Origin of the sequence: Microcoleus sp. Pol12B3 (assembly GCF_036701355.1) — a bacterium.
Lineage (GTDB): Bacteria > Cyanobacteriota > Cyanobacteriia > Cyanobacteriales > Microcoleaceae > Microcoleus.
In genome coordinates, this window is sequence record NZ_JAUBQS010000080.1 from 1 (window position 1) to 22358 (window position 22358).

Below are 22358 nucleotides of genomic sequence, written 5' to 3' on the forward strand. Positions count from 1 at the left end.
AACGGGTTGAGTTTCTCGCAATTGGCGATTGCTCAAGATAGCGGTGCAACTTTAATCCGGTTGGCACAAACAGGGGATATTTTAGCTTCTCTGAGTGGTGTTTCGGCTAGCAGTATTAGTGCTGCTAATTTCGGATTATTGATTTAAAGGTTCGTAATGAGGGCTTTAGTTCTTATTATTCTTCAGTCTCTTAGAGACGGACTTCGTTTGTATATATGCGGTTTCAACCGCTGACTATAAAGGCCTTGCTCCCCTCTAACCCCCCTTAAACAAGGGGGGACACGAATCTTCTCTTTCGTCCCCCTTCTTAAGGGGGATTTAGGGGGATCTGGCCTCCGCGGTAAACGAGAGATAAAGAGGGGTTTAGACTTAAGTTGACACCAATAGCCTAAACCGTATTACTTACCAATCAGCACCGCTGATATCGCATTCCTGGTAACTGCGAAACTAATCCCAACAATTCCAACTGCAAAAGTATACTAGAAACTCTTCCCGCTTCTAATCCCGCTGCTTCTACAATTGTATCAAAAGAAATCGGCCCACCTGCGATCGCACTTAACACCTTAGCCAATTCCGGCTCCAACGGCGGCCCTTTCTTCTCAACCGTCGGATTTGGGGGAAATAGCGACAACTGCTCGGCTCTATCCAATTTTGGCATAGCTCCGAGCATTTCCAACAACCTGTCTTCGCTTAACATTCGATCGCTACTCGGCAGAATCGGATGAGCACCTTTACTCAGCAACTCCAAACATCCAAAAGAACGCTCATCATCCAATCTGCCCGTCAAAACATACACATCCCGGCAAAAATCATTCGCTTGATAAGCAGTAATTAAAGCACCCGATTTGTGCGGAGCTTCTATCACGATTGTAGCGCGGCTTAAGCCAGCAATTATGCGATTTCGGCGGGGAAAATTAGTTTTATTCGGTTGAGTCCCCGCCGGATATTCGCTAATTACCAATCCCTGCTGCAAAATGCGATCGCACAACCTCTCATTTTGTTTGGGATATACAATATCTACTCCCGTCCCCACCACTGCAAAAGTCCTTCCTCCCGCCTCCAAACAGCCTGTATGAGCCTCTGTATCAATGCCCGCAGCCAATCCCGAAACCACAGTAAAATCACTTTTAGCTAAAGCCGTACTAATTTTGCGAGTCCACCTTCTGCCGTATTCCGAAGGGCTGCGAGTGCCAACTATTGCCACCGTCGGCGTAATTCCTTGATTCTCTTTTACATCAACTAAACCACGATAATACAATACTGGTGGCGGATTGGGAATTTCCAATAATAAGCGCGGATAATCTGGATCTGCAGGCGTCCAAAAACAGGGATTTTTTATAAAATGTTTTTCGATAAATTCTTCGGGATTGAGTTTAGTGCGTTCTTGCACAATGGTTTCAATTATCTGCTTTCCGAACCCTTCGATTCGCATTAAATCTACTGGTTTTGCCGTCCAAGCTGCTGCCAAACTATTGAAATTTTGGTGCAATCTTTGCAACAAAATCGGCCCGATACCGTTAATTTGTGACCATGCTAACCAGTATGCGCGTTCTTCTAACAACGAGTTGCCCTCAACTTATCTGAGAATGATTTTATCATTTTTGGTTGAATTATGGTAGGAAACGGCACTGCCTTGTCCTCTCTTTTCACAGATTTACAAGTGCTATATAAATATTTTTTGACGAACCGGAAAGGCGCTAAGAACACGAAGGTAATTAAGAGAGATGTTGACAATTACTGGCTAGGTTCTCCAATCTACAAAACGGGCATAAATATAAGCAATGATTTCTCCGATTACTGTCCGAAAACCTTCGCTAGATTTCCACCATTCTTTGGAATTGTAATCTTGCGGTTCCGCCGCTATAATCCCGACTTTAATCTCAGGATTCAGCACTTCTTTAAATACAATCCAACTTCGGCGGGCGTGAGGCCCAAAGGAATAAAGATTAATTGAATTAACTTTTAAATCTGAAGTAGAAAACCAATCTCGAAGTGCGATCGCAGAAGCAGCAGTACGGTGTTTCACAACACTCGCTGCTGGTACTGCTACTAATTTGTTTTTATCAAATCCTAGTGCAATACAAGTCGCGGCAGTTAGTGCAGCATAATTTTTATATTCAGCGAGATAGTAGCCTTTACTTAAAGGAAGTCCTGTGGTAATTAATTGGCTGTATTTGCCTTTTTTGAATTCGGCGATCGCACTTGCGATCGCATAATCGGGCAACCAGCCTTCGACAACCAATATATCTGCTTTAATCGGCGCATTTACCGCCAAAAACGGATGGATATTTGTGAGAATTAAGAGCATTAAAATTATCAACCCCGCGATTGCAATTATCCAACCTTCCTTAGTAATTGCCCAGATTTCTCGACGACGGATTAAACGAATTCTCATTATTATAGCAGAAGGAAGAAGATCGATGTGAAGAAGGAAGAAGCCACAATACCAATGGTTTTAGGAAAATGGAAATAGTGGGACAGTGAGAAAGCAATCAAATTGTTCTTCGGCCCCATTCCCAATGCCCCATTCCCAAATTATTTGTGTTTCAGATACTCAAAAACGCTTTTATCACCGATATCCTGCGGCATCGGTTGAAAAAACTTGCGTACAGCAAAGATGATAAACAAAGCAGCCCAAATAGCCAGCAAAAACTGTTCATTTTCGCCTGACAAAAAGCCGAAAATATGTCCTAAAATTAATAGAGGAACTCCTGGAGTCAAAAACTTAGTCTCGAGGCGATTAAAACAAAATGCTTCCTTAAAATAAATGCCATTTAACGCGGCAAAAGTAAAGCCAATTCCCCACAACGTGGCTGGATGTTCGTACACTGCTAAAGCTAGAGGTTGGCTGCTTTGTAGGGCGACAAACAATGCTGCCGCGCCGCCGATCGCCCAAAACACCTGTAGTGTTCGGTGTAGCGCAATCATGTAAATGTGAATAGTTGCTAAGCTGACGCCTAAAGCTATCCAGAAACAAGCAAAAACAGGCGTTACAGCTTGGATTGCAATCGGGTTGTCGCCCTGTTGCAATACCAGAGTAGTGCCGATCGCAAAACACAGTGCCGCCACCCCCAATCCGGCGCGGTAAATCAACACTCCCGTGCGATCTTTTTGAGTAATCGTAAACTCGCCGAATTGTCCTTGATAGACTGGCGATTCATCAGGCGATTTCAGTAGTTGCATTACACCTTCCTCCTATCAGACACGAATGTACTTCTGTCAAGATATACTTTATTGATAAACCGAGCCAGCGAGACCGAGCGATGCCTAAATTTAACAAGCCTAAACTTAACCAGCCTAAACTTAACAAGTCTAAAGTTAACAAGTCTAAAGTGGACGATCGCGCCGATCAAAGCCAATTCCTTCCTTCACAATCCGAACTTCCTCCAGTTCAGCTTGATGAAACCATTGTAGCAGGCAGAAGGCCGAAACCGGTCAACGACTTTCAGCGCCTGCTGGCGGAAGTAACCGAATTGAGATCGGGATTCGATCCAGAAATGTTAGCAAATATCGACAAAAATCTCGCATTTAATACCAAACAATTTGAAACTAAAATTAGTAAAATTTTGGGTTCTAAAAACCTTGATTGTAATCTAAAAAATTCAGTCAAATACCTCGATTACATCAAGCAAAATATTCAACTTCCGTGCCATGTTACCGGCATAGAAGAGTTTGAATGGGAAGAAGAATATACAATGGGTTATGGCAGCAAAAAAGAATATGCAAGACTCAAAAAAACTCAACCTTCTTATACTGATACGTTCACAATTAGTCGGTTAGATGATTTTGTGATTCACGAAGAAGGTATATTTGTGGAAGTGCAGCGCGTCGGCGATCGCCAAAAGTTTGTGTTACCTTTATCTGAGTTAGAATCAGTTGATTTAATCTCCCGAAACAATCAGTTATTAGATGATTATGCCGTGTGGTTTATCAATTATTAAGGAAGAGTGGAAAAGTGGGGGATGGGAAGAGGGGAAGAGGGGAATAGTGGGAGAAGAGAAGAGTATGGAAAAAATTTTCCTTCTCCCTTCTTCCTTCTCCCTTCTTAATTAAATGGAAGCTGGCAAGTGCGATCGCGAAACCAAAGCCAAAGCTTCAACCAAACTGCGAACAGCCGCAATCATCGCCACTTCGCTATTAAGTTGGCTGACAGCAGAACCGACACCAACACCAGCAGCGCCTGCTCCAATAGCGAGGGGTGCGGTGACGCTGGAGATACCAGAAGCGCAGAGTACGGGGACTGATACGGCGCGGGAAATTTCAAAGGCTGCGGCCAAAGTAGGCGCTGCTTTTTCAATTAATCCCAAGGTGCCTGCGTGAATTGGTTGAGCGCTAGTACCACCTTCGGTTTGGATGATGTTAGCGCCAGCTTTGACTAATTCAATTGCTAATTGCACTTGTTCGTCGAGTGCCAAAATGTGGGGAACTGTCACAGAAAGAGTGATGTTCGGAAATAGCGATCGAGTGTCGCGAGTCAACTGCAAAACTTCCTCAGCTTCAAAGCGGCGGCCTACTGCGTAGAAAGCATCAAAGTTGCCAATTTCAATCAAATCAGCGCCAGCTTCTACCGCAGGCACAAACTTTTCTGGTTCCACAGCAGATACACAAATTGGCAAAATTGTCAATTGTTTCGCCATCAATACCAAATCTCGATCGGCAGCAATATCGACAAAGGAAGCACCGCCGAGATCGGCTGCTTTGACTACAGCCGCAACGTTGGCTGCATCAAAATTATTTAAACCGCTGATAATTTTCAGGGCGCGACCTTGCTCAAATGCGCGCTGCAATTTAGAATTTACACTCATCGTTAGTTTTCCAACTCAAAAAATTTCTTAGACTCATTTTGACACAAATTAGAATAATTTTTGATTTTTAATTCTTAATAGCCGTAAGGTGCAACCTAAGCAGCCTACATAGGTCGATTATGCCTCCAGGACTGTATTTTTTATTTTTATAGCAACCGCCAAGACAGTTATAACGTTCTTAATTGCTGCAACTATTGTTGTGACTGCATTTCCCCATCGATCTTCTTCCCTCTTCATTCTTCCATCGGACTGACATCCGTTACATCTTGTACAGTGCTGGTTGCCGAACTTCCAGGCTGTCGGAATTTGTAAACATCTTTGATAACTTGTACCCAGCCGTCAGAAAGAGATTCGAGAATCCGAAAACCCTTTTCTTTCGTTGCCACCGTCGCATCGCCCAACACACCGCTTTCAGTTAACTCTCGCGTCAGCCAAGCAAAAGGCAAATTTCCTTCCATACTCAGCAAACTATCGATCGGCAAATTTTTCGGATATTCAGTAACAGCAAGTTCCATTTTCACCTGCGACGGCAAAATTGACAACATCAAACTCGTTTCTGCATCACCCGCGTGAATCCCAAACTCCAACTCTTTCGCGCTCAATAATTCAGCAGCCACATTCGGAACCCGCCACACAAACAGCGGAAAAACCGAAAAATCCTGATATTTTTGATGAATGTCCCGCGCTGCAATTTCCATCACCTGCGGCTGTCCGCCGTGACCATTGAGTAACACTAATTTCCGAAATCCAGCCTGATAAATACTGTCAGCTATTTCGCCGATTACTGCTAAAAGTGTCTGAGCACTGAGCATAATTGTACCGGGGAAATGGCAGTGTTCGTTCGACTTGCCATAGTACAAAGGCGGCAAAGCATAAGCGGGAATATTTGCCTCTAATTTTGTCAGCGCTGTGCCTGTCACCGCCGCGCTAATTGCCACATCTACAATTAAAGGCAAATGGGGGCCGTGTTGTTCGATCGCACCTAGCGGCTGAATAATCACAGTATTTTCCTTATCAAGCATAGACTGAATTTCTGTCCAAGTTAGATATGGAAAAAATCGCGATTCGGGAATAAAATTGTGCATAAGGTGGCAACAAGAGTAAAAGCAACCAAGGCGATCGACTAGCCTGAAAACTAAAAAGCAATTACCAAGATAGATAACTAATTCTGTCTCTAGGTAAATGCTATAATTTATAGCAGATGCTTTAAGAGGGCGCTGATATACGCTCGCCAGCTCAGACCGAAAGACATAGAGACCATTAATTGATGGAAGCTTGGCAAACCCCACAAACTAATTTAACCGATATTCCGATCGCCGAGGAACTGTCCCGCCGCATTCCTCGATCGCACGATCAAAAAGCAGAAAACCGAGCGCTGCAAAAGCTGGCTAGACAATTGGCAACCTCACCCCACAGGCTGCTCAAAACACTGGTTGCGATTGCTAAAGATTTGTGCGGCGCAGAGAGTGTCGGAGTCTGCTTACTAGAAGAAAATGTCAGTTCCGAACAAATATTTCGGTGGGTGGCATTGGCGGGCGCGTGGGAAGCAGCAGAACACAGAAACACACCCCGCAAATTGCGTTTGTCGGGAGCAGGTTTCGATCGCCAAACTCCCCAGCTTTACTTCGCTCCCGAACAATATTTTACCGACTTACAACAGTTAGAATTGCCGATCGCCGAAGCGTTAGTTGTGCCGCTGCAAGCAGAAAATCAACCGCTGGGGGCAATATGGATTGTATCTCACAATTCCGACCGCCAGTTCGATGCCGAAGACTTGCGGATCGCCATCTCCCTAGCAGACTTTGCCGTTGCCGCCCTACAAATCGATCGCGCAAATCAAACCAAAGAAGCCCTGCGAGAAAGCGAAGAACGCTGGGAATTAGCCTGTGCCGGCAACAACGACGGCATTTGGGATCACAACCTGCAAACAAATTGCCCTGTTTTGAGCGATCGCTTTTTAGAGATTTTGGAACGTGGAGCCGAAGAAGTCAAAAACTTCAGCCAATATTTGAGCTACATTCATCCCGATGATTTGGAGATAATGCAAAGCAATTGGCAGCAGCACTTAAATCGAGAAACCTCACATTACTGCTGCGAATACCGCATCCGTTGTGGGGACGGGCGCTACAAATGGGTTTTAGCCAGAGCGCGAGCAATTTGGGACGAATCAGGCAATCCCGTGCGCGCCGTGGGTTCCCTGACAGATATCAGCGAGCGCAAACAAACTGAAATTGCCTTGAAACAAAGCGAAGAACGTTTGAGCGTCGCCATCGAAGGCTCAGGCATGGCAACCTGGGATTTAGACGTGCGAACAAATCGAGTAATTTGGTCGGCGACCCATTTCAGCATTTTGGGCTGCGAACCGACACCAGGCGGCGAAGCAAGCGCGTCTGTGTGGGAAAATTGCGTGCATCCAGACGACTTAAAGCAAGTCCTGCAAGCAGCCAAAACAGCTCGGCAAACGAGATCGCTCTACTCCCCCGAATACCGCATTATCCGGGCCGACAACGGAGAAATCCGCTGGGTGAGTGCGTTCGGGCGCTATCTCTACGACGCTGCAGGCGAGGCAGTGCGGTTTATCGGAGTATTATTTGATGCTACCGATCGCAAAAAAGCCGAACTCGCGCTGCAAGAGACCGAGCAAACCGTGCGCCGTCAACTTCTAGAGATAGAGTCGCTCTACCAAACAACTCCCGTGGGTTTGGCTGTTTTAGACACAGATTTGCGGTTCGTGCGGATCAACCAACGGTTTGCCCAAATGAACGGCCTGGCACTAGAAAAGCACATCGGCCGCACCCTGCGCGAAATTGTCCCCGACTGGGCAGACACAGCCGAACCTTTGTTGCGCCACCTTCTAGACACCGGAGAACCGATCCGGAATTTTGAACTCACGGGTAAAACTAGGGCTCAACCCACTGTCGTTCGCACTTGGCTCCAGAATTGGTGGCCGCTCAGAGACAGGGGCGCAGAGATTGTCGGGATTCATATCGTGGTACAGGAAATTACCGCTCGCAAAATGGCCGAACTCGCCTTGCAAGAAAGCTACAACCGTTTCCAATTAGCTACAAGGGCGATCGACGGCCTGGTGTTTGAGTGGGATTTGGCAGCAAACTCAGTTTACCGTTCCGAGGGACTGTACTCGATTGTCGGTGTCTGCCCAGAGGAGGCACCGGCAACACCAGAGTGGTGGAGAGAACGCATCCATCCCGCAGATTTGGCACGCATCCTTGCCGGGGCCGAATCAATCTTAAGTGCCGAGCGCTACGAAGACGAGTACCGAGTCCGGCACCAAGACGGGCGCTGGATTGATGTTTGGGAGCGCGGCTGTTCGATCCGCAACCAGCAAGGTGAAGTGACCAAAATAGTCGGCTTCACCAGTAACATTACCCAGCGCAAACAAGCAGAAGCTGCACTGCGCGATCGTGAAACCCATCTGCAGTTGATTCTCGACAGCGCCAAAGACTACGCCATCTTCACCCTCGACACCGATGGACACGTTACCCGTTGGAACGCAGGCGCCCAGAGATTGCTAGGCTATACCGAAGCTGAAATCGTCGGGCAGGACGGAGGAATCATCTTCACCCCAGAAGACTCTGCTGCTAGAAAGCCAGAAGCAGAAAGGCACATCGCCCTGACTCAGGGAAAGGCAGAAAACGAGCGCTGGCACCTCCGCAAAGACGGCAGCCGCTTTTGGGGCAGCGGGCTGGTAATGCCCCTGCGCGACGCAGACGGCCAGGTGCAAGGTTTGCTGAAAATTATGCAGGACAAAACCGACCGCCGGCAAATAGAAGAAGCACTGCGGCAAAGTGAAAATCTCTACCGCACCCTCGCCGATGGCGTCCCGGAATTAATGTGGATCAACACCGCCGACGGCAGGTTAGAGTTTTGCAACCAACACTGGAAAACCTATACGGGCATCAAGCCAGCAAAATTACCACTGCCTGCGCCGGTGCTGCAATTATTTCATCCTGATGATCTGCCAGCAGTTGTCGGCACGCGCACTCCTGCGATTGAAGCAGGGGAAGCCTACGAATTCGAGTGTCGGGTACGCAGGTTTGATGGTAATTATCGCTGGCATCTAGCGCGACTTGTGCCCGTCAAAGACAGGGGGGGAAAAGTGGTGCAATGGGCTGGTATCGGCATTGATATTGACGATCGCAAACGAGCAGAAGAAAGCTTAGCAGAAAGCGACCGCCGCTTCCGCTTCCTGGCTGAGTCGCTGCCCCACCTGATTTGGAACGTAGACTCCGCCGGGGAAATTCGCTTTACCAATCAACAAAAATGGTTGGAATATCTGGGAATGTCTTACGAGGAAGCCGCTCAAAGCAATTGGGAATCCCTGGTGCCGCCCTCGGATTTGGCAGAATCTTGGGCCCGCTGGGAAGAATGTCTAATCACCGGAGAAGTTTATCAAGTTGAGCTGCGGCTGCGGCGGGCAGCAGACCAGATGGAACGCTGGCATTTGTCCCGCGCCGTGCCAATTCGCGGCGCGGGTGGCCAGATTGTCGAGTGGATCGGCACAAATACCGATATTCACGATCGCAAACAAGCCCAACTCAACGAGCAGTTTCTCGCAGATCTCGAAGTCCGCTTGCGGCAGCGCTTCAACCCCGCAGAAATGTTGTCGGAAGCGATGAACAGTCTGGGAGAATATTTAAAAGTCGATCGCTGCATATGGCACGAAATCGATGTAGAAGCCGATCGGGCAATTGTCCGGCAAGACTGGCACCAGTCCGACCTTGCCAGCGCCGCCGGCACCTATCCCATCTCAGACTTTAAGACCCCAGAACTGAAAGCTCTCTCTATGGCAGGTCAAACACTTGTCATCTCAGATATCGCTAATTACCCCCATACAGCGCATTTATTCGATAACTACGGTGCCGTTGCCATTCGCGCTTTGGTCGATGTTCCCTGCCTTCAGGAAGGGCGCTGGGTGGCTCTTTTGGTGGTGACATCAAAGGCGGTTCGGCACTGGCGGCCCGATGAAGTTTGGCTGATGCAAGAAGTTGTGGCTCGCCTCTGGACGGTAATCCTGCACGCGCGAGCCCTGCACGAGCTGCACGAAAGCGAGGCTAGGTTCCGCGCTCTAGCTGATAACATCGCTCAGTTGGCCTGGATGACAGATGCTGCTGGGGGGATTTTCTGGTATAACCAGCGCTGGTTTGACTACACGGGTACAACCCTAGAAGAAATGCGAGGCTGGGGCTGGCAACTGGTGCATCACCCGGAACACCTCGATCGCGTTGTCGAAAAATTTAGGCGCTGCATTGAAACAGGCGAACTCTGGGAAGATACTTTCCCCTTGCGCGGCAAAGACGGATCGTACCGCTGGTTTCTCTCCCGCGCCGTGGCGATTCGCGACGATCGAGGCAAGGTGCTGCGCTGGTGTGGCACCAACACTGACATTACCGATCGAAAAGTTGCAGAAGCGGAACGGGAACGCCTTCTAGCGCGGGAAAAGGCAGCGCGGGAAGAAGCAGAACAGGCTAACCGCGTCAAAGACGAATTTTTGGCTGTTTTATCCCACGAATTGCGGACTCCTTTAAACCCGATTGTGGGCTGGACGAAGCTGCTGCGATCGAACGTTCTGACACCGGAAAAGCAGCGTTATGCCCTAGAGACGATCGAGCGCAATGCCAAACTGCAAACCCAGCTTATCGAAGATTTGCTCGACGTGTCGGGGATTCTGCAAGGCAAGGTCAGCTTGAATATTGCACCTGTGGATTTAGCCGGGGTAATCGGCGCTGCAATTGAAACGGTGCGTCTGGCAGCCCAAGTCAAGTCGATTCAAATCAGCACTCAATTTGCACCGAATCTCGGCTCGGTTTTGGGCGATGCGGGCAGACTTCAGCAGGTAGTCTGGAATTTGCTGTCAAATGCCGTCAAGTTCACCCCGCCGGGAGGCAAAATCGAAGTCGTTCTCGATCGGGTGGACACGAGAGCCCAAATTACTGTAACTGATACTGGAAAAGGTATCGAACCTGATTTTCTGCCCTATGTATTCGACTACTTCCGGCAAGCTGACAGCACGATGACGCGCAAGTTTGGCGGATTGGGTTTAGGATTGGCGATCGTCCGCCATCTCGTCGAACTCCACGGTGGCACAGTTAAATCCGACAGTTCCGGCGAAGGCAAAGGCGCAACCTTGACCGTCAGGATACCTCTGATGCCGGCGCAATCTCAGACAAGTCCTGCGGGAACTGCGCCGCCCGAAGAATCCTTCGATTTGAGCGGTATCAGGGTCTTAGCGGTGGATGATGATGCCGATGCGCTAGATTTGGTCGTTTTTATGCTTGAGGATTGTGGGGCAAGTGTTACAGCAGTTGCTAACGCCGCCGATGCCTTGGCGGTTTTAACTGAGTCTGTGCCGGATTTGCTGTTGAGCGATATTGGAATGCCCGATACTGACGGTTATATGTTGATGCGACAGGTTCGGGCTCTGGCGCCCGACAAAGGGGGACTGGTTCCGGCGATCGCCCTTACGGCTTATGCTGGAGAGATTGACTATCGGCAGGCCATGGCTGCGGGGTTCCAGCGGCACATTCCTAAGCCTTTAGACCCGGAGAAGTTGGTGCAGGCGATTTTGGATTTACTCGATCGTTCTGGCGAAAATATTTTTTAAGGTCTTTTTGTGTCTCAAAAGCCTTTATTTAATGAACCCCAAAAAAGCAAATAACGCGATGGAAACAGGGAATAAGAAAGGAAAAAGTTAATATTTTCTAGTTCGGTTATATCTGAGGTATTGCACCCTTTTCAATCACCATTTTATTGACTCGATAGGAGCAACGGCACACCAGAAAATTCATTTTTTCATTAACAGACCCGAAAGCCTGTTCATGAAGAAAATGGTGCAATATGTCAGATGTAACCAATTTAATCGTCGTTCGATAGCGCATCATCTCAATAAAAAACCCCCACAGAGGGAGGTTTTTTTATGATTGTTCGCGCTCGTCGGACAGGTTAAAACATCCTGTCCCTGCATAATGCCCACAGCACTAAAACTCAATTCTTAGCGGTAGTCACTACGCACGGCTGGCTCGCGATCGGTCGTTGTATTTGTATACCGAACATTTTCTTCGCGTTTGCGGGGAATCAAACCCAACAAACCCGACAAGCCTAGCAATCCCAACCATCCCCAATCAAAATCGCGATCGGTCTCAGCACTGTAGACATCGGAGCGAGGAGTTGTGGTGGTTGTAGTGCTGTTAGTACCGCTAGTTGTACCGCCAGTTGTATCGGTCTGAGCTGAAGCAGGCAGATGAGCTGGTGCTATGGCTAAACCAGCAGCTATAATACCTGCACCGATTGCTTTGGATAAATCAGAACGTTTCATAATTCAAATGCTCTCTGTTGGCTAAAATCTTTAACTATCAAAACTATATCGGTTGGCTTTTAAAGTTAAATCCACCTCTAGCAGTAAACATTGTTATGTTCCACGTATAACTACAGATTGATATGAAATTTTTAGCACGCGCACAAAATTAAAGATTTCTCGCGGAGGCACTCAAGCAGTAGAAATCGCGGGTCTGACACCTCACTCGGTGGTGAGGCACTCCGGCGCTCTCGACAATAGACAAGGTGTTGTTGACAAAAAAAGGTAAACTCAGATATTGCACAGACAAGTGTTGGAACTCGATCGACGGAGATCAAAACTTTTGGGAATAGAGTTACGCAGCTACGTATTTCTAGACAACTTGCAGCCACAGCACGCAGCATACATCGGCACAGTCGCCGCCGGATTCTTGCCACTGCCGGGGGATGCGTCGCTGTGGATAGAAATCTCGCCCGGTATCGAAATTAACCGAATTACCGATGTCGCCCTCAAATCAGCGTCCGTGCGCCCGGGAGTGCAGATAGTCGAACGCTTGTACGGCCTTCTGGAAGTACACTCGAGTCAGCAGGGGGAAACGCGCGCAGCAGGCAAAGCAATTCTAGAATTCATCGGACTCCGCAGAGAAGAAGGTATCAAACCGCGAGTGATTTCCAGTCAAATTATTCGCAATATTGATGCCCACCAAACACAATTAATTAACCGCACCCGCCGCGGACAGTTGCTGCTGGCGGGACAAACGCTTTACGTCTTAGAAGTAGAACCGGCTGCCTATGCAGCGCTGGCGGCCAATGAAGCAGAAAAAGGCGCATCTATTAACATCTTAGAAGTTCAGGCTGTAGGCAGTTTCGGACGGCTTTACCTCGGCGGCGCAGAACGAGATATTATAGCAGGTTCCCAGGCAGCAATTGCCGCAGTGGAAAACGTGACGGGTCGAGAAAATCCCACAATTTTTGGTCGCAAGGAATAGCCGTTAAAGGAGATGCAATTATGGCAAACACACAGCATTTAGCGCTGTTAAAAAAAGGTGCAGTTACTTGGATTGAATGGAGAAATCTCAACCCAAATGTAGAACCGGATCTGGGCGAAGCTAACCTCGCCGAAGCAAATCTCAGAGGCGCGCATCTTTGGCGCTCGAACCTTTTTAAAACAGATTTGTTTAAGGCTAAATTAATTTCGGCAAACCTCGCCGAATCTAATCTTAGTTTAGCAAATCTTGCCGGAGCACAATTGCTCGAAACTACTTTAATTAAAGCTAATTTAACTGGCACTAACCTCCAAGCTGCAGACTTGAGGGGAGCTGATTTGAGCAGTGCTAATTTAATTGGGGCTGACCTCACCGCTGCTAATCTCCAACAAACCGATTTCGGTGATGCGAATTTAATCGGTGCGGTGATGTTTAGAGTTAAGGCGATCGGCGCAAACCTCAACTTTGCTAATCTCAGTCAAGCAAATCTCACTCAAGCTGAATTGATTGAAGCACATTGTTATGGAGCTAATTTCTCTAAAGCTAATCTGGGGGAATCTCACTTCACTGGAGCATATCTTTTCCGGGCAAATCTCTGTTTTGCACAGTTGAGCGCTGCCGATTTCCGGTGGGCAAACCTTGGCAAAGCTGATTTGAGAGGGGCTAATTTGACCGGGGCAAATCTCAGGGGAGCTAAATTGGCAGGAGCTAATCTGGGCGAAGCTATTTTGAAAGGAACAATCATGCCAGACGGCAGCATGGTTTCATAAATATTGGATAATATTTAGTCCTGTAAAATAACCGCGATAGTTAAAAAAAATCAGTTGCGCGTTTACCGAAAGGATTGTCAAAACATGAGTTTTTAGGGCGGGTTGAGGCTTTCTCTCCCATACAAATCCGAGATGAGAGTAAACCCGCCGCGGCTCAAAACTCGCAACTGTCGATCGACTAATTTTTGCGATCGGGCGATACTTGATAAAGTCCTCTAACGGGCCCTGGATCGGTCGGTGAATCTTGCTGCTGTGTTGGAAGTGTAAACTGATCTTGGAGTCCGGCGGGAGTAGGGAAACAGCCGCTTGGTTGAGGGCCTAGCTGGCAAGCAGCAGGCAGTGCCATGACTGAGGCATCGAAGGGATTGACGGCATCTGGGACGCGGAGAATCGGATCGCTGGAAACTTGCCGCTGCATGACTCGTCGGTAGAAGCCGTTGACGCGGCTGGCATCCCTCTCGATTTCTTTTTCGGGAAAGGCAACGACGCCGCTGGGGGAACCGATGCCTAAATAGTCGCCCAAGTAACCTTGCAAGCTGACGTTGTGGTAAAAGTCTCCTGAAGCTTGAAAAAATTGTCGGTTGAAGTCGTCGGCAATCGGGTGAAATCGCTCTGTTTGTGCTTGAGCTGGTTTGGCGGATGCCAGGGCGGCAGAGGCGACAGCGAGAATCAACGCGCCGCTCAGGCTTTTTAACTTTTGACTCATATATTTGGGCCTCCTTAATTAATTCCGATTCCACTATAAACTGATTATCGACGGATTATTTGTGTTTTTTACACGGTGTGAGTTATGGATGCTGGGGATTTAAAGGTGTTGCGCGATCGACTTCTAGATTTGCTGTGCGAGTTTGCCTATCGCGAAGGCGATTTTGTGCTGTCTTCGGGGCAGAAAAGTTCTTATTACATTAACTGCAAACCGGTGACGCTGCACGCTGAAGGTGCTTTGGCAACGGGACGTTTGCTGTTGTCGATGCTGTCGTCGGATGTGCAAGCTGTGGGCGGTTTGACTTTGGGTGCTGACCCGATTGTAACTGCGGTAAGCGTGGTTTCGGCTCTCGAAGGTCGATCGATTCCGGCGCTAATTGTCAGAAAGGAGACGAAGGGACACGGGACAATGGCGTACATTGAGGGGCCGCTGTTGCCAGAGGGGACGAATGTGGCGGTTTTGGAGGATGTGGTGACGACGGGTAAGTCGGCGATGCAGGCGGTGGAAAGGTTGCGGGGTGCGGGTTATAAAGTCGATCGCGTGTTGTCGCTGATTGACAGAGAGCAAGGTGGTGCCCAGTTTTATCGCTCTGTTGGATTAAACTTTGAAACAGTTTTTACGATTAAGGATCTGCAAAAGTGGATGGCTAGCAAAAAATAGGCAAAAGTGCGATCGAACTGACCGAAGATAACCATTTTCATGAACAGGCTTTCGGGCCTCTTCCACAAGAGTTCTCAATATGTTTTTTTCTCGTTACCAGGCTCTGCCTGGTAATGAATATCTAGAGGATCTGCCTCCATTTGCTAGAGGAAATCGGTGTTTTATTGGGTGAAATTAGAAATTATGCCCGCTCTAATTTTATCAAACTCAGCTCACGTACTTGGAGGACAATGGAAAATAAAGTTTTCGGTGCTAAACAAGCGCAAGCTTTTAGGTTAAGAAGCTCTATAGCCTTTTTCATAAAAATGGAGTACGCCGAAACCCTGTGTGGTCAAGCTTTTGAAGTTGAATTGTGTACCTCATCTACCCAAGAACCGCTATACAAATCGGCAGATTTTAGCAGAGCGAAATTATAACCTGAGTGAGATATTAACTAGATAAGACTGTTTTAAGATGTTACATGACCCGGCGCAAGGAGAAGCAGTAATGATTTTACCTGCATCTATTAAAGGGAAATGGAAACAACTGGCAACAGCCTTTATTTGTCCTCTGACACTAATTGGTGTTGGCATTCAGCAACAACCGCTCCAAGCACAACAAAATCCATCTAAGACTAATGTTGCTGCTTTGCCAGATGGTATTTACCTGTACGGAGATTCGCCACAGCCCAACCAAGTTCTTCAAAACTACATTGTGTTTCAGCGCCAGGACGATCGGGTGGTTGGTGCAATCTACGCGCCGCGATCGGACTTTGCGTGCTTCACTGGTAAAATTCAGGGAAATACACTTTCCGGGAAGGCCATCTCAGCCGGAAAAATTCAAACAGTTGAAATCAATACTCAGCTAACCAATCTCCATCCTATTCGCACAATTAGTTCAAACGATCGGCGCATTCTTTCAACGTGCCAACAGACAGCGCAAGCTAACATATTCAGGTAAATCTTTTACTTAGCTCCAATGGTGCATGAGGTTGGCGCTGCGTTAACTCGCCCTACGAAGTCAAAATTTATCGTTACCAGGCTCTGCCTGGTAATGAATATCTAGAGGCTCTGCCTCCATTATCTAGAGGCTCTGCCTCCCTTGAAAAATAGTACAAAATATGAGTTTTTACAGCCTGCTTAATGGCTATGAACAAAATCCGTTCTATTGACTTATTCTCAGCAATAAGCGGTATGAGATTAGCGTTTGAATCCACCGCTGTTCCTTGAATCTGGAAACGGAATATTTCTTAAGCAGCGAAATCAATCTCGACGCTCAGTTAGTTTACCAGTAAAGGGTAGGCGACTAATTTACTATCGTGGTGGCACTTCTCTTCCTTCTTGGAAACTGGGTTGGCGAGGCGAGTGCAGTTTAAACAAAATTGAGTTGATGAAGAGTTTTATATTGAAAAGGCGAAATAAAGACTTTGGGCATGACGCAGACGGCAAGCTATTAATTAAAGGGGAAATAGCTAGTTTTTTGCCTCATCCCCATCTAGCTCTAAGTCTGAATTCCTTGGTAACAAAAAAGTAGCTGCAAGGGAACATCGGAATTCTCCTTTTCGGAAACTCCTTTTAATATAACCTTAAGTAAGGTGCGCCATCAGCACCATAGTTTTGGGCGAGCAGGATGCCCGCCTCACAAGAAACGAAATAGCTTTACGATTAAGTAAGGTGGGCATTGCCCACCCTACGAATTAATCCAATTAGCTTTGCGCTACAGGTTCCTTAGCTAAAAACTTCTCTAATTCAGTCAAAGCATCGGCATCAACCTTAGTCTGCATCGGACAGAACTTAGGCCCGCACATTGAACAGAATTCAGCAGTTTTGTAGATATCGGCCGGCAAGGTTTCGTCGTGATATTCCTTTGCCCGTTCTGGATCTAATGACAGCTCAAATTGACGGTTCCAATCGAAATTGTAACGCGCTTTCGAGAGTTCATCATCGCGATCGCGCGCACCCGGACGGCCCCGTGCAATATCTGCTGCGTGAGCCGCGATTTTGTAAGCAATCAGCCCGTTTCGGACATCCTCAGCATTCGGCAATCCTAAGTGTTCCTTCGGCGTCACGTAGCACAGCATTGCAGTACCGTACCAACCAGCCATCGCGGCCCCAATTGCTGAGGTAATGTGGTCGTATCCAGGCGCAATATCTGTCACCAACGGCCCCAAAACATAGAAGGGTGCTTCCGAACATTCCTCCATTTGTTTTTTGACATTAAACTCAATTTGATCCATCGGCACGTGGCCGGGGCCTTCCACCATTACCTGCACGTCATGTTCCCAAGCTTTGCGAGTTAATTTACCCAAAGTTTTGAGTTCGGCTAATTGAGCTTCGTCGGAAGCATCGTGAGTGCAACCTGGGCGCAAAGAATCTCCCAAACTAAACGAAACATCGTATTTTTTGAAGATTTCAATGATGTCGTTAAAGTGAGTGTAGAGGGGATTTTGTTTGTGGTGATGCAGCATCCACCGCGCCAAAATGCCGCCGCCGCGAGAGACAATCCCCGTAATACGATTTCTCACCAAAGGCAAATGCTCGATCAGAATTCCGGCGTGAATTGTTTGGTAATCAACACCTTGTTGAGCGTGTTTGTCAATGATGTGAAGAAAGTCATTGGGGGTCAGACTTTCCATATTACCATGAACGCTTTCTAAAGCTTGGTAAATTGGTACAGTACCGATCGGCACCGGTGAAGCTTTGATAATCGTAGTGCGAATTTCATCCAAATTGCCGCCGCCGGTGGACAAGTCCATCACGGTATCAGCGCCGTATTTAACTGCTAGTTTAAGCTTGTCAACTTCTTCTTCCATATTGGAAGAGTTGGGAGATGCACCGATATTAGCATTGACTTTGCATTTAGACGCAATGCCGATCGCCATCGGTTCCAAATTCGTGTGATTGATATTAGCCGGAATAATCATCCGTCCCCGCGCTACTTCGGCCCGGATCAGTTCTGGCGGGAGATTCTCTCGCTTAGCAACAAAGTGCATTTCCTCAGTAATTACACCTTGGCGGGCGTAGTGCATTTGAGATACATTGGTGTGCCCCTGACGCTTAGCGATCCATTCGGTACGCATATTTAATTTCCTTGATAAACAGCTTCCCTCCGCTGGTATTACCCAGACTCAGGTTCTAAGGGTGTTTTCTCAGCCCGGATATTCGGGCACCCCTAGCTAAGCTGTTGATTGTATCACCGATTTCTGTGCGCGACGCCAGCAACTAAGGAAATCTTAATATTGAGATATAGATGAGGGGAGCGATCGCCCTTTTGGGGCTTCTGATATTTCTGCTGTTTAAAAAGTGCGATTGTACACCATTTAACAATCTAAAAACAATCACACCTCATCAGGATTAATCCCCATTTCGCGCAATTTTGCTGCTAGGCGATCGGCCCGTTGCTTTTCTTTTGAAGCTTTTTCAAGACGAGAAAGTTAAAGATATGTCAGGAGATGGAGAATCTGTTGTTAATTTATCTGAGATTTTGAGACAAGTTTACCTGGAGGCGACTCTAGATTTTGCGATCGATTATTCAGTGCAGTCTATACCAGTGCTGAGTGAGGGTGATTTTCAGTGGGTGCGATCGTTGCGCGTCTAAGTTGCAAGTTAATGTTTGGTTTAGTTCTTATGGGACAGACAAGATGTATAACCGGATTATGCCAAATAAATGGGTAGTAGCTGATGCACCTTTCGCTTACACTGCATCCTTGGTCTTTTGCCACTCTGCGTCCATCTCCATCCCTAACTCCTCTCCTATCTCCTTTTCTAAAAATCCCTCAACCCGCTCAATCCACATACTCATGTTTACCACGCCTCTTAACGTTCTTTCTTCAACCCGCCACTCCCAATAGATCATTCTAATCCTCGTTTCTCCTCGGACTCGAGATCTTACGATTTTTTTAAAATTCCAATACAAAAACCAATAATTATATTCTATAAATTTTTGGTATTTCCACATAAAATAGTTAAGCGATATAATGACACTAATCGAAAGACAAATAAAGAGAGTATTTTGAATGAAAAAGTTGCTTGGGGTTAAATTAATTAGCTTTTTCAACTCAGTATTTACGAAGAAAAACAATCCTGTAATTACTCCAGTAACAATAGTAGCAGGCATTGTTGAAAACATAAGTTCCTGGAATTGTTGGACGGACAGTTTTGTTCTCTTTTCCTTCTCTATTTTTATTATACTATCATACCAATATTCCTCTATTAGGCGGGGATAGGATACGTATTGATAGAGTAAGATAATTTGTAGGCTAGGCTCTATCTTCAAGAAAAGGAAATCCCATAGTGTTTCTGTTTCATCAAGAAGCTTGCGCATTTCGTTGTCATATCTTTCTATCGAAATTTTTCTCGACTCCTTTTCTTTTGCTATCTCAATACCCTTCTTAATTGAAACAAGTAAATGCTTCCACTTGATTTGCACTAAGTTAGTTTTCTGATCGTACAGCTCTATTGAACAGATGGGTATAATTAGTCGAGGATCTAACGAAAGCACTCGCACAGAGTTAGCTATCTCAAGCGGAACTCGACTTATAAGATAAGCCACCCGACCAGCAATAATGCTCAAATTAGAGTTAGTGGATGTTTCAAAAGGCTTCCAAATCCAGTCCAATCGCTCTTTTACTCTCTTCTGGTCTTCTGTAAGTTTGTAACTCCCAATTACTTTTTCTTGCTCGGAGTGTCGCAGCAAATGTGCTAAGAGCAATGCAGCACTACTTGCTAAGCTCTGATTGCTATGCCAAATCCAAGAAACTAGCATTTGTGTAGCTGTCGGAGTTCCTATATCAACTAGAATGTCCATCAACTCGACAGAGCTAGATTCCAGCAGAGATGATTCGATCGCTCCAGCTTCCACCCAATATGAGATTTTTGACACAGCTAAATCTCCCATTCGTACCAAAGCAGAATGTAGTAAAGGACGCAGTTCAGCTCTATCTGCATACTGACGAGCCAGCACATCAGCAGCTTCAGCTAAGTTAGTCATTGACAGAGCCTTCGCTGCTGCCTCGCGGCGGGCATCTATTTCTCCAATATTTTCAAGCGTATCTTTCAAGAAGTTGAATACCTCAGTGCGTCTCCGGTCGTCTGCAGCTACAGAGGCAAAGGCACGATTTACCACCTCGTGGTTACTACCTTTTCCTAGTTGATCTTTGAACCTATTGATAATTTCGTCTGCCAACGCTAAATCTACCCTCTGAGCATCAGCTAAACACTCAAAAGCAGTAATCTCCGAAATCCTGCGTACTTCCCGGATCAAATCGGTACTATCCCCAGCAAGTCCACACCAGAGTTTTACTGTCTCACGCCAAGCGTCATTATCAGCTTTGAAACGAGTGAGTAGACCATCCTTATCATCTATTAACTTAGACGCAGCGAAAAACTCTTGCAAAGTAAGATGAGCAAACTGATATTTCTCACCTCCATCTATTTTGATGAGTAAGCTGCTACGTTCTACAATTTCATTTAGTAGAGGCAAAGCGTCTTGGTCAGGCTGGAGATTAAGCTCAGGAAGTAACAGCTTTATCTGCTGCAAAACCGTCTTGAATTTGATGCTACCGCTATCTTGCTGTTGCTGCTTAGTAATATCTTGGTTGTAAATAGCTAAATCCTGGAGTACAAACCGCTTCTCCCGTGCCTGAAACTGATTGTGTTCATGATGCCATTGATCTAGCAAAATATCTGTAGATTTCCGATAGAACTCAGCGCGTGAGCGAGGCAGTACCAATGGGGTATCAGCATAGAGGTAGGCAATGATAGTTAACATGAGCGGATTGCGTGCTAACGCCATGATTCGAGGTCGGTCGTGCAACGTCTGCATGAGTTGCTCAATCGACTTTCCTTGTGGCATATATTGTTTCCACGTCTTCAAAAAGTCTCTAATCTGTTGCTCGATGAATTCAACAACTTCCAGAGTCTCAAGATGGTTCAGATCGTCAAATTCACCTTTGTAGACTGCTGTACGGCAAGTAATAACGACACGACAATTTGGGTGCTTGTCCAATAAGTCCTTAATTTGTGCCACGACTTGCCAGCGATTATCGCTGTTGACTTCATCAAGACCATCTAGCAGCAACATTAGTGTACCTTGAGCTAAACTATGCTCTATAAAGAGCTGAGAATGAGGAAAATCATCCCGATCTAAGGCCTCTACAAAGTGCTGTTCTAATGACTTGTCTGATTTGCTTAGCCGATGGAGTTCTAATAAAACTGGTACAGGTTGATCTGGTAGATTCAACCTACCTTCCGCGTAGCTAAGAGCAAGATACTTGAGCAGCATTGATTTACCAGAACCAGGTGCGCCTTTAACCATAAGTCGGCGATACTTGCTCACTGCACCGTAGGCATCGAGCTGTTCATTATCCCTAGTACCTGTAACTTTGAGAGGAACGTAGATCTCGCGAATCTTTAGGGGTCGATTTGGTCGAAATGGGATTTTCAACTCCTGACACTTTTCAATTAGTCCCTTTCGATAATGTCGTAGAGCAATTCCACGTAAAAGTCGAGTTCCAGCACACCTGTTATATATCCAATTACCTACCGCATTGAAAAAGCTGCTAACTACCTTTTGTAAGGTTTCCTTACATATACATAGTATTAGAAAAAAAAACGCTGCGAGCCAACCCAGACCATCGAGGAGTCCATCGTTGACTTTCTCCCATAAATCGGAATCCTTAGCCTTCTTAAGCCGGGTATATTCGTTTTTATAAAAACTTTCTATCTCTTCTATCTCTTGAGAAGTCAGCTTCTTTTTGTACGGCTCAACCTTTTTCTCGACTTCTTTTAGATCGGGAGAAAGCTTGTTCTCAATCCGAAACGCTAAATCTTCATTAAGTTTTTCCTTAATTTTGGCAATCAGTTCCTTCTTGGAAGTCGGAGTTGATTTCTGAGTGGAATGAGGTGTTGGAGTCTGAGAAAGACTGGGCAATGTTCCAGCCCAGCCAAGCAGCAATGTCAGAATTAGTGTAAAAATTCCTACAAGCAGTGGATTTCTGATGAGGAAAAATCTTTGCCACTTTTTACGCTGAACTCGTTTTAGCATCTTAACTTCCTTCTTTATATATAACTGGAGTTTAGACTAACAAGGGAAAGAAAAGGGAGCCTGTGATTGGCACAGGCTCCCTAAAGGCAGAAAATTG

At 46.5% G+C, this 22358-nt stretch carries 16 protein-coding genes and 1 riboswitch; of the genes, 7 read left to right on the top strand and 9 right to left on the bottom strand.

Annotation, left to right across the window (positions count from 1 at the left end; translation table 11 throughout):
• Positions 1–409: 409 nt before the first annotated feature.
• The 3 genes from dprA to QUA53_RS25810 form a co-directional block, all read right to left on the bottom strand.
• Complete coding sequence (gene dprA, locus QUA53_RS25800; protein ID WP_333100546.1) at positions 410–1561, bottom strand: DNA-processing protein DprA; 1152 nt, start codon at positions 1559–1561, stop codon at positions 410–412.
• 180 nt (positions 1562–1741) lie between these two features.
• Positions 1742–2395: a YdcF family protein gene (locus QUA53_RS25805; protein ID WP_333100545.1), complete on the bottom strand. Its 654-nt coding sequence runs from the start codon at positions 2393–2395 to the stop codon at positions 1742–1744.
• 140 nt (positions 2396–2535) lie between these two features.
• Entirely contained in the window at positions 2536–3183 is a 648-nt protein-coding gene (locus QUA53_RS25810; RefSeq protein WP_333100543.1) for a DUF2301 domain-containing membrane protein, read from the bottom strand.
• Positions 3184–3263: 80 nt separating this feature from the next.
• Here QUA53_RS25810 and QUA53_RS25815 point away from each other — a divergent pair, with 80 nt between their 5' ends.
• On the top strand, positions 3264–3941 hold the full coding sequence (locus QUA53_RS25815) for a calcium-binding protein (RefSeq protein ID WP_333100541.1): 678 nt from the start codon (positions 3264–3266) through the stop codon (positions 3939–3941).
• 108 nt (positions 3942–4049) lie between these two features.
• Here the strand turns inward: QUA53_RS25815 and QUA53_RS25820 are convergent, their stop codons facing one another.
• Positions 4050–4805: a DUF561 domain-containing protein gene (locus QUA53_RS25820; RefSeq protein ID WP_333100539.1), complete on the bottom strand. Its 756-nt coding sequence runs from the start codon at positions 4803–4805 to the stop codon at positions 4050–4052.
• 233 nt (positions 4806–5038) lie between these two features.
• Positions 5039–5890 carry a creatininase family protein gene (locus QUA53_RS25825; RefSeq protein ID WP_333100536.1) on the bottom strand — a complete coding sequence of 284 codons (852 nt, stop codon included), beginning with the start codon at positions 5888–5890 and terminating at the stop codon, positions 5039–5041.
• Between the two features lie 182 nt (positions 5891–6072).
• Between QUA53_RS25825 and QUA53_RS25830 the strand changes: the two genes are divergently transcribed.
• Positions 6073–11427 (top strand): PAS domain S-box protein, encoded by a 5355-nt coding sequence (locus tag QUA53_RS25830; protein WP_333100535.1) that lies wholly within the window; start codon positions 6073–6075, stop codon positions 11425–11427.
• A gap of 387 nt (positions 11428–11814) precedes the next feature.
• On the opposite strand, the gene QUA53_RS25835 is transcribed toward QUA53_RS25830, so the two are convergent.
• Positions 11815–12138 (bottom strand): WGxxGxxG family protein, encoded by a 324-nt coding sequence (locus QUA53_RS25835; RefSeq protein ID WP_333100534.1) that lies wholly within the window; start codon positions 12136–12138, stop codon positions 11815–11817.
• Positions 12139–12460: 322 nt separating this feature from the next.
• Between QUA53_RS25835 and QUA53_RS25840 the strand changes: the two genes are divergently transcribed.
• Positions 12461–13105, top strand: coding sequence for a hypothetical protein (locus QUA53_RS25840; protein ID WP_333073431.1), 645 nt, complete (start codon positions 12461–12463; stop codon positions 13103–13105).
• A 20-nt stretch (positions 13106–13125) separates the two neighbouring features.
• On the top strand, positions 13126–13872 hold the full coding sequence (locus QUA53_RS25845) for a pentapeptide repeat-containing protein (protein ID WP_333100533.1): 747 nt from the start codon (positions 13126–13128) through the stop codon (positions 13870–13872).
• Between the two features lie 178 nt (positions 13873–14050).
• Here QUA53_RS25845 and QUA53_RS25850 read toward each other — a convergent pair whose 3' ends face one another.
• Positions 14051–14578, bottom strand: coding sequence for a hypothetical protein (locus tag QUA53_RS25850; protein ID WP_333100532.1), 528 nt, complete (start codon positions 14576–14578; stop codon positions 14051–14053).
• Between the two features lie 84 nt (positions 14579–14662).
• Here QUA53_RS25850 and pyrE point away from each other — a divergent pair, with 84 nt between their 5' ends.
• Complete coding sequence (gene pyrE / locus QUA53_RS25855) at positions 14663–15238, top strand: orotate phosphoribosyltransferase (protein WP_333100531.1); 576 nt, start codon at positions 14663–14665, stop codon at positions 15236–15238.
• A 453-nt stretch (positions 15239–15691) separates the two neighbouring features.
• Complete coding sequence (locus QUA53_RS25860) at positions 15692–16177, top strand: hypothetical protein (RefSeq protein WP_333100529.1); 486 nt, start codon at positions 15692–15694, stop codon at positions 16175–16177.
• Positions 16178–16922: 745 nt separating this feature from the next.
• On the opposite strand, the gene thiC is transcribed toward QUA53_RS25860, so the two are convergent.
• Positions 16923–18296, bottom strand: coding sequence for a phosphomethylpyrimidine synthase ThiC (gene thiC / locus QUA53_RS25865; protein WP_333100528.1), 1374 nt, complete (start codon positions 18294–18296; stop codon positions 16923–16925).
• A 7-nt stretch (positions 18297–18303) separates the two neighbouring features.
• Positions 18304–18400, bottom strand: a riboswitch (TPP riboswitch).
• A 225-nt stretch (positions 18401–18625) separates the two neighbouring features.
• Between thiC and QUA53_RS25870 the strand changes: the two genes are divergently transcribed.
• Entirely contained in the window at positions 18626–18814 is a 189-nt protein-coding gene (locus tag QUA53_RS25870; protein ID WP_333222897.1) for a DUF4058 family protein, read from the top strand.
• A 96-nt stretch (positions 18815–18910) separates the two neighbouring features.
• Here QUA53_RS25870 and QUA53_RS25875 read toward each other — a convergent pair whose 3' ends face one another.
• Positions 18911–22261 carry an NACHT domain-containing protein gene (locus QUA53_RS25875; protein WP_333100525.1) on the bottom strand — a complete coding sequence of 1117 codons (3351 nt, stop codon included), beginning with the start codon at positions 22259–22261 and terminating at the stop codon, positions 18911–18913.
• Positions 22262–22358 lie beyond the last annotated feature (97 nt).

Excerpts from the sequence above, each read along its gene's own strand:
- QUA53_RS25820 (WP_333100539.1), bottom strand. The coding sequence starts at position 4,805 with ATGAGTGTAAATTCTAAATTGCAGCGCGCATTTGAGCAAGGTCGCGCC.
- QUA53_RS25875 (WP_333100525.1), bottom strand. The coding sequence starts at position 22,261 with ATGCTAAAACGAGTTCAGCGTAAAAAGTGGCAAAGATTTTTCCTCATC.
- QUA53_RS25815 (WP_333100541.1), top strand. The coding sequence starts at position 3,264 with ATGCCTAAATTTAACAAGCCTAAACTTAACCAGCCTAAACTTAACAAG.
- QUA53_RS25835 (WP_333100534.1), bottom strand. The coding sequence starts at position 12,138 with ATGAAACGTTCTGATTTATCCAAAGCAATCGGTGCAGGTATTATAGCT.
- QUA53_RS25845 (WP_333100533.1), top strand. The coding sequence starts at position 13,126 with ATGGCAAACACACAGCATTTAGCGCTGTTAAAAAAAGGTGCAGTTACT.
- QUA53_RS25860 (WP_333100529.1), top strand. The coding sequence starts at position 15,692 with ATGTTACATGACCCGGCGCAAGGAGAAGCAGTAATGATTTTACCTGCA.
- pyrE (WP_333100531.1), top strand. The coding sequence starts at position 14,663 with ATGGATGCTGGGGATTTAAAGGTGTTGCGCGATCGACTTCTAGATTTG.
- QUA53_RS25850 (WP_333100532.1), bottom strand. The coding sequence starts at position 14,578 with ATGAGTCAAAAGTTAAAAAGCCTGAGCGGCGCGTTGATTCTCGCTGTC.
- QUA53_RS25805 (WP_333100545.1), bottom strand. The coding sequence starts at position 2,395 with ATGAGAATTCGTTTAATCCGTCGTCGAGAAATCTGGGCAATTACTAAG.
- QUA53_RS25810 (WP_333100543.1), bottom strand. The coding sequence starts at position 3,183 with ATGCAACTACTGAAATCGCCTGATGAATCGCCAGTCTATCAAGGACAA.
- QUA53_RS25830 (WP_333100535.1), top strand. The coding sequence starts at position 6,073 with ATGGAAGCTTGGCAAACCCCACAAACTAATTTAACCGATATTCCGATC.
- QUA53_RS25825 (WP_333100536.1), bottom strand. The coding sequence starts at position 5,890 with ATGCACAATTTTATTCCCGAATCGCGATTTTTTCCATATCTAACTTGG.
- thiC (WP_333100528.1), bottom strand. The coding sequence starts at position 18,296 with ATGCGTACCGAATGGATCGCTAAGCGTCAGGGGCACACCAATGTATCT.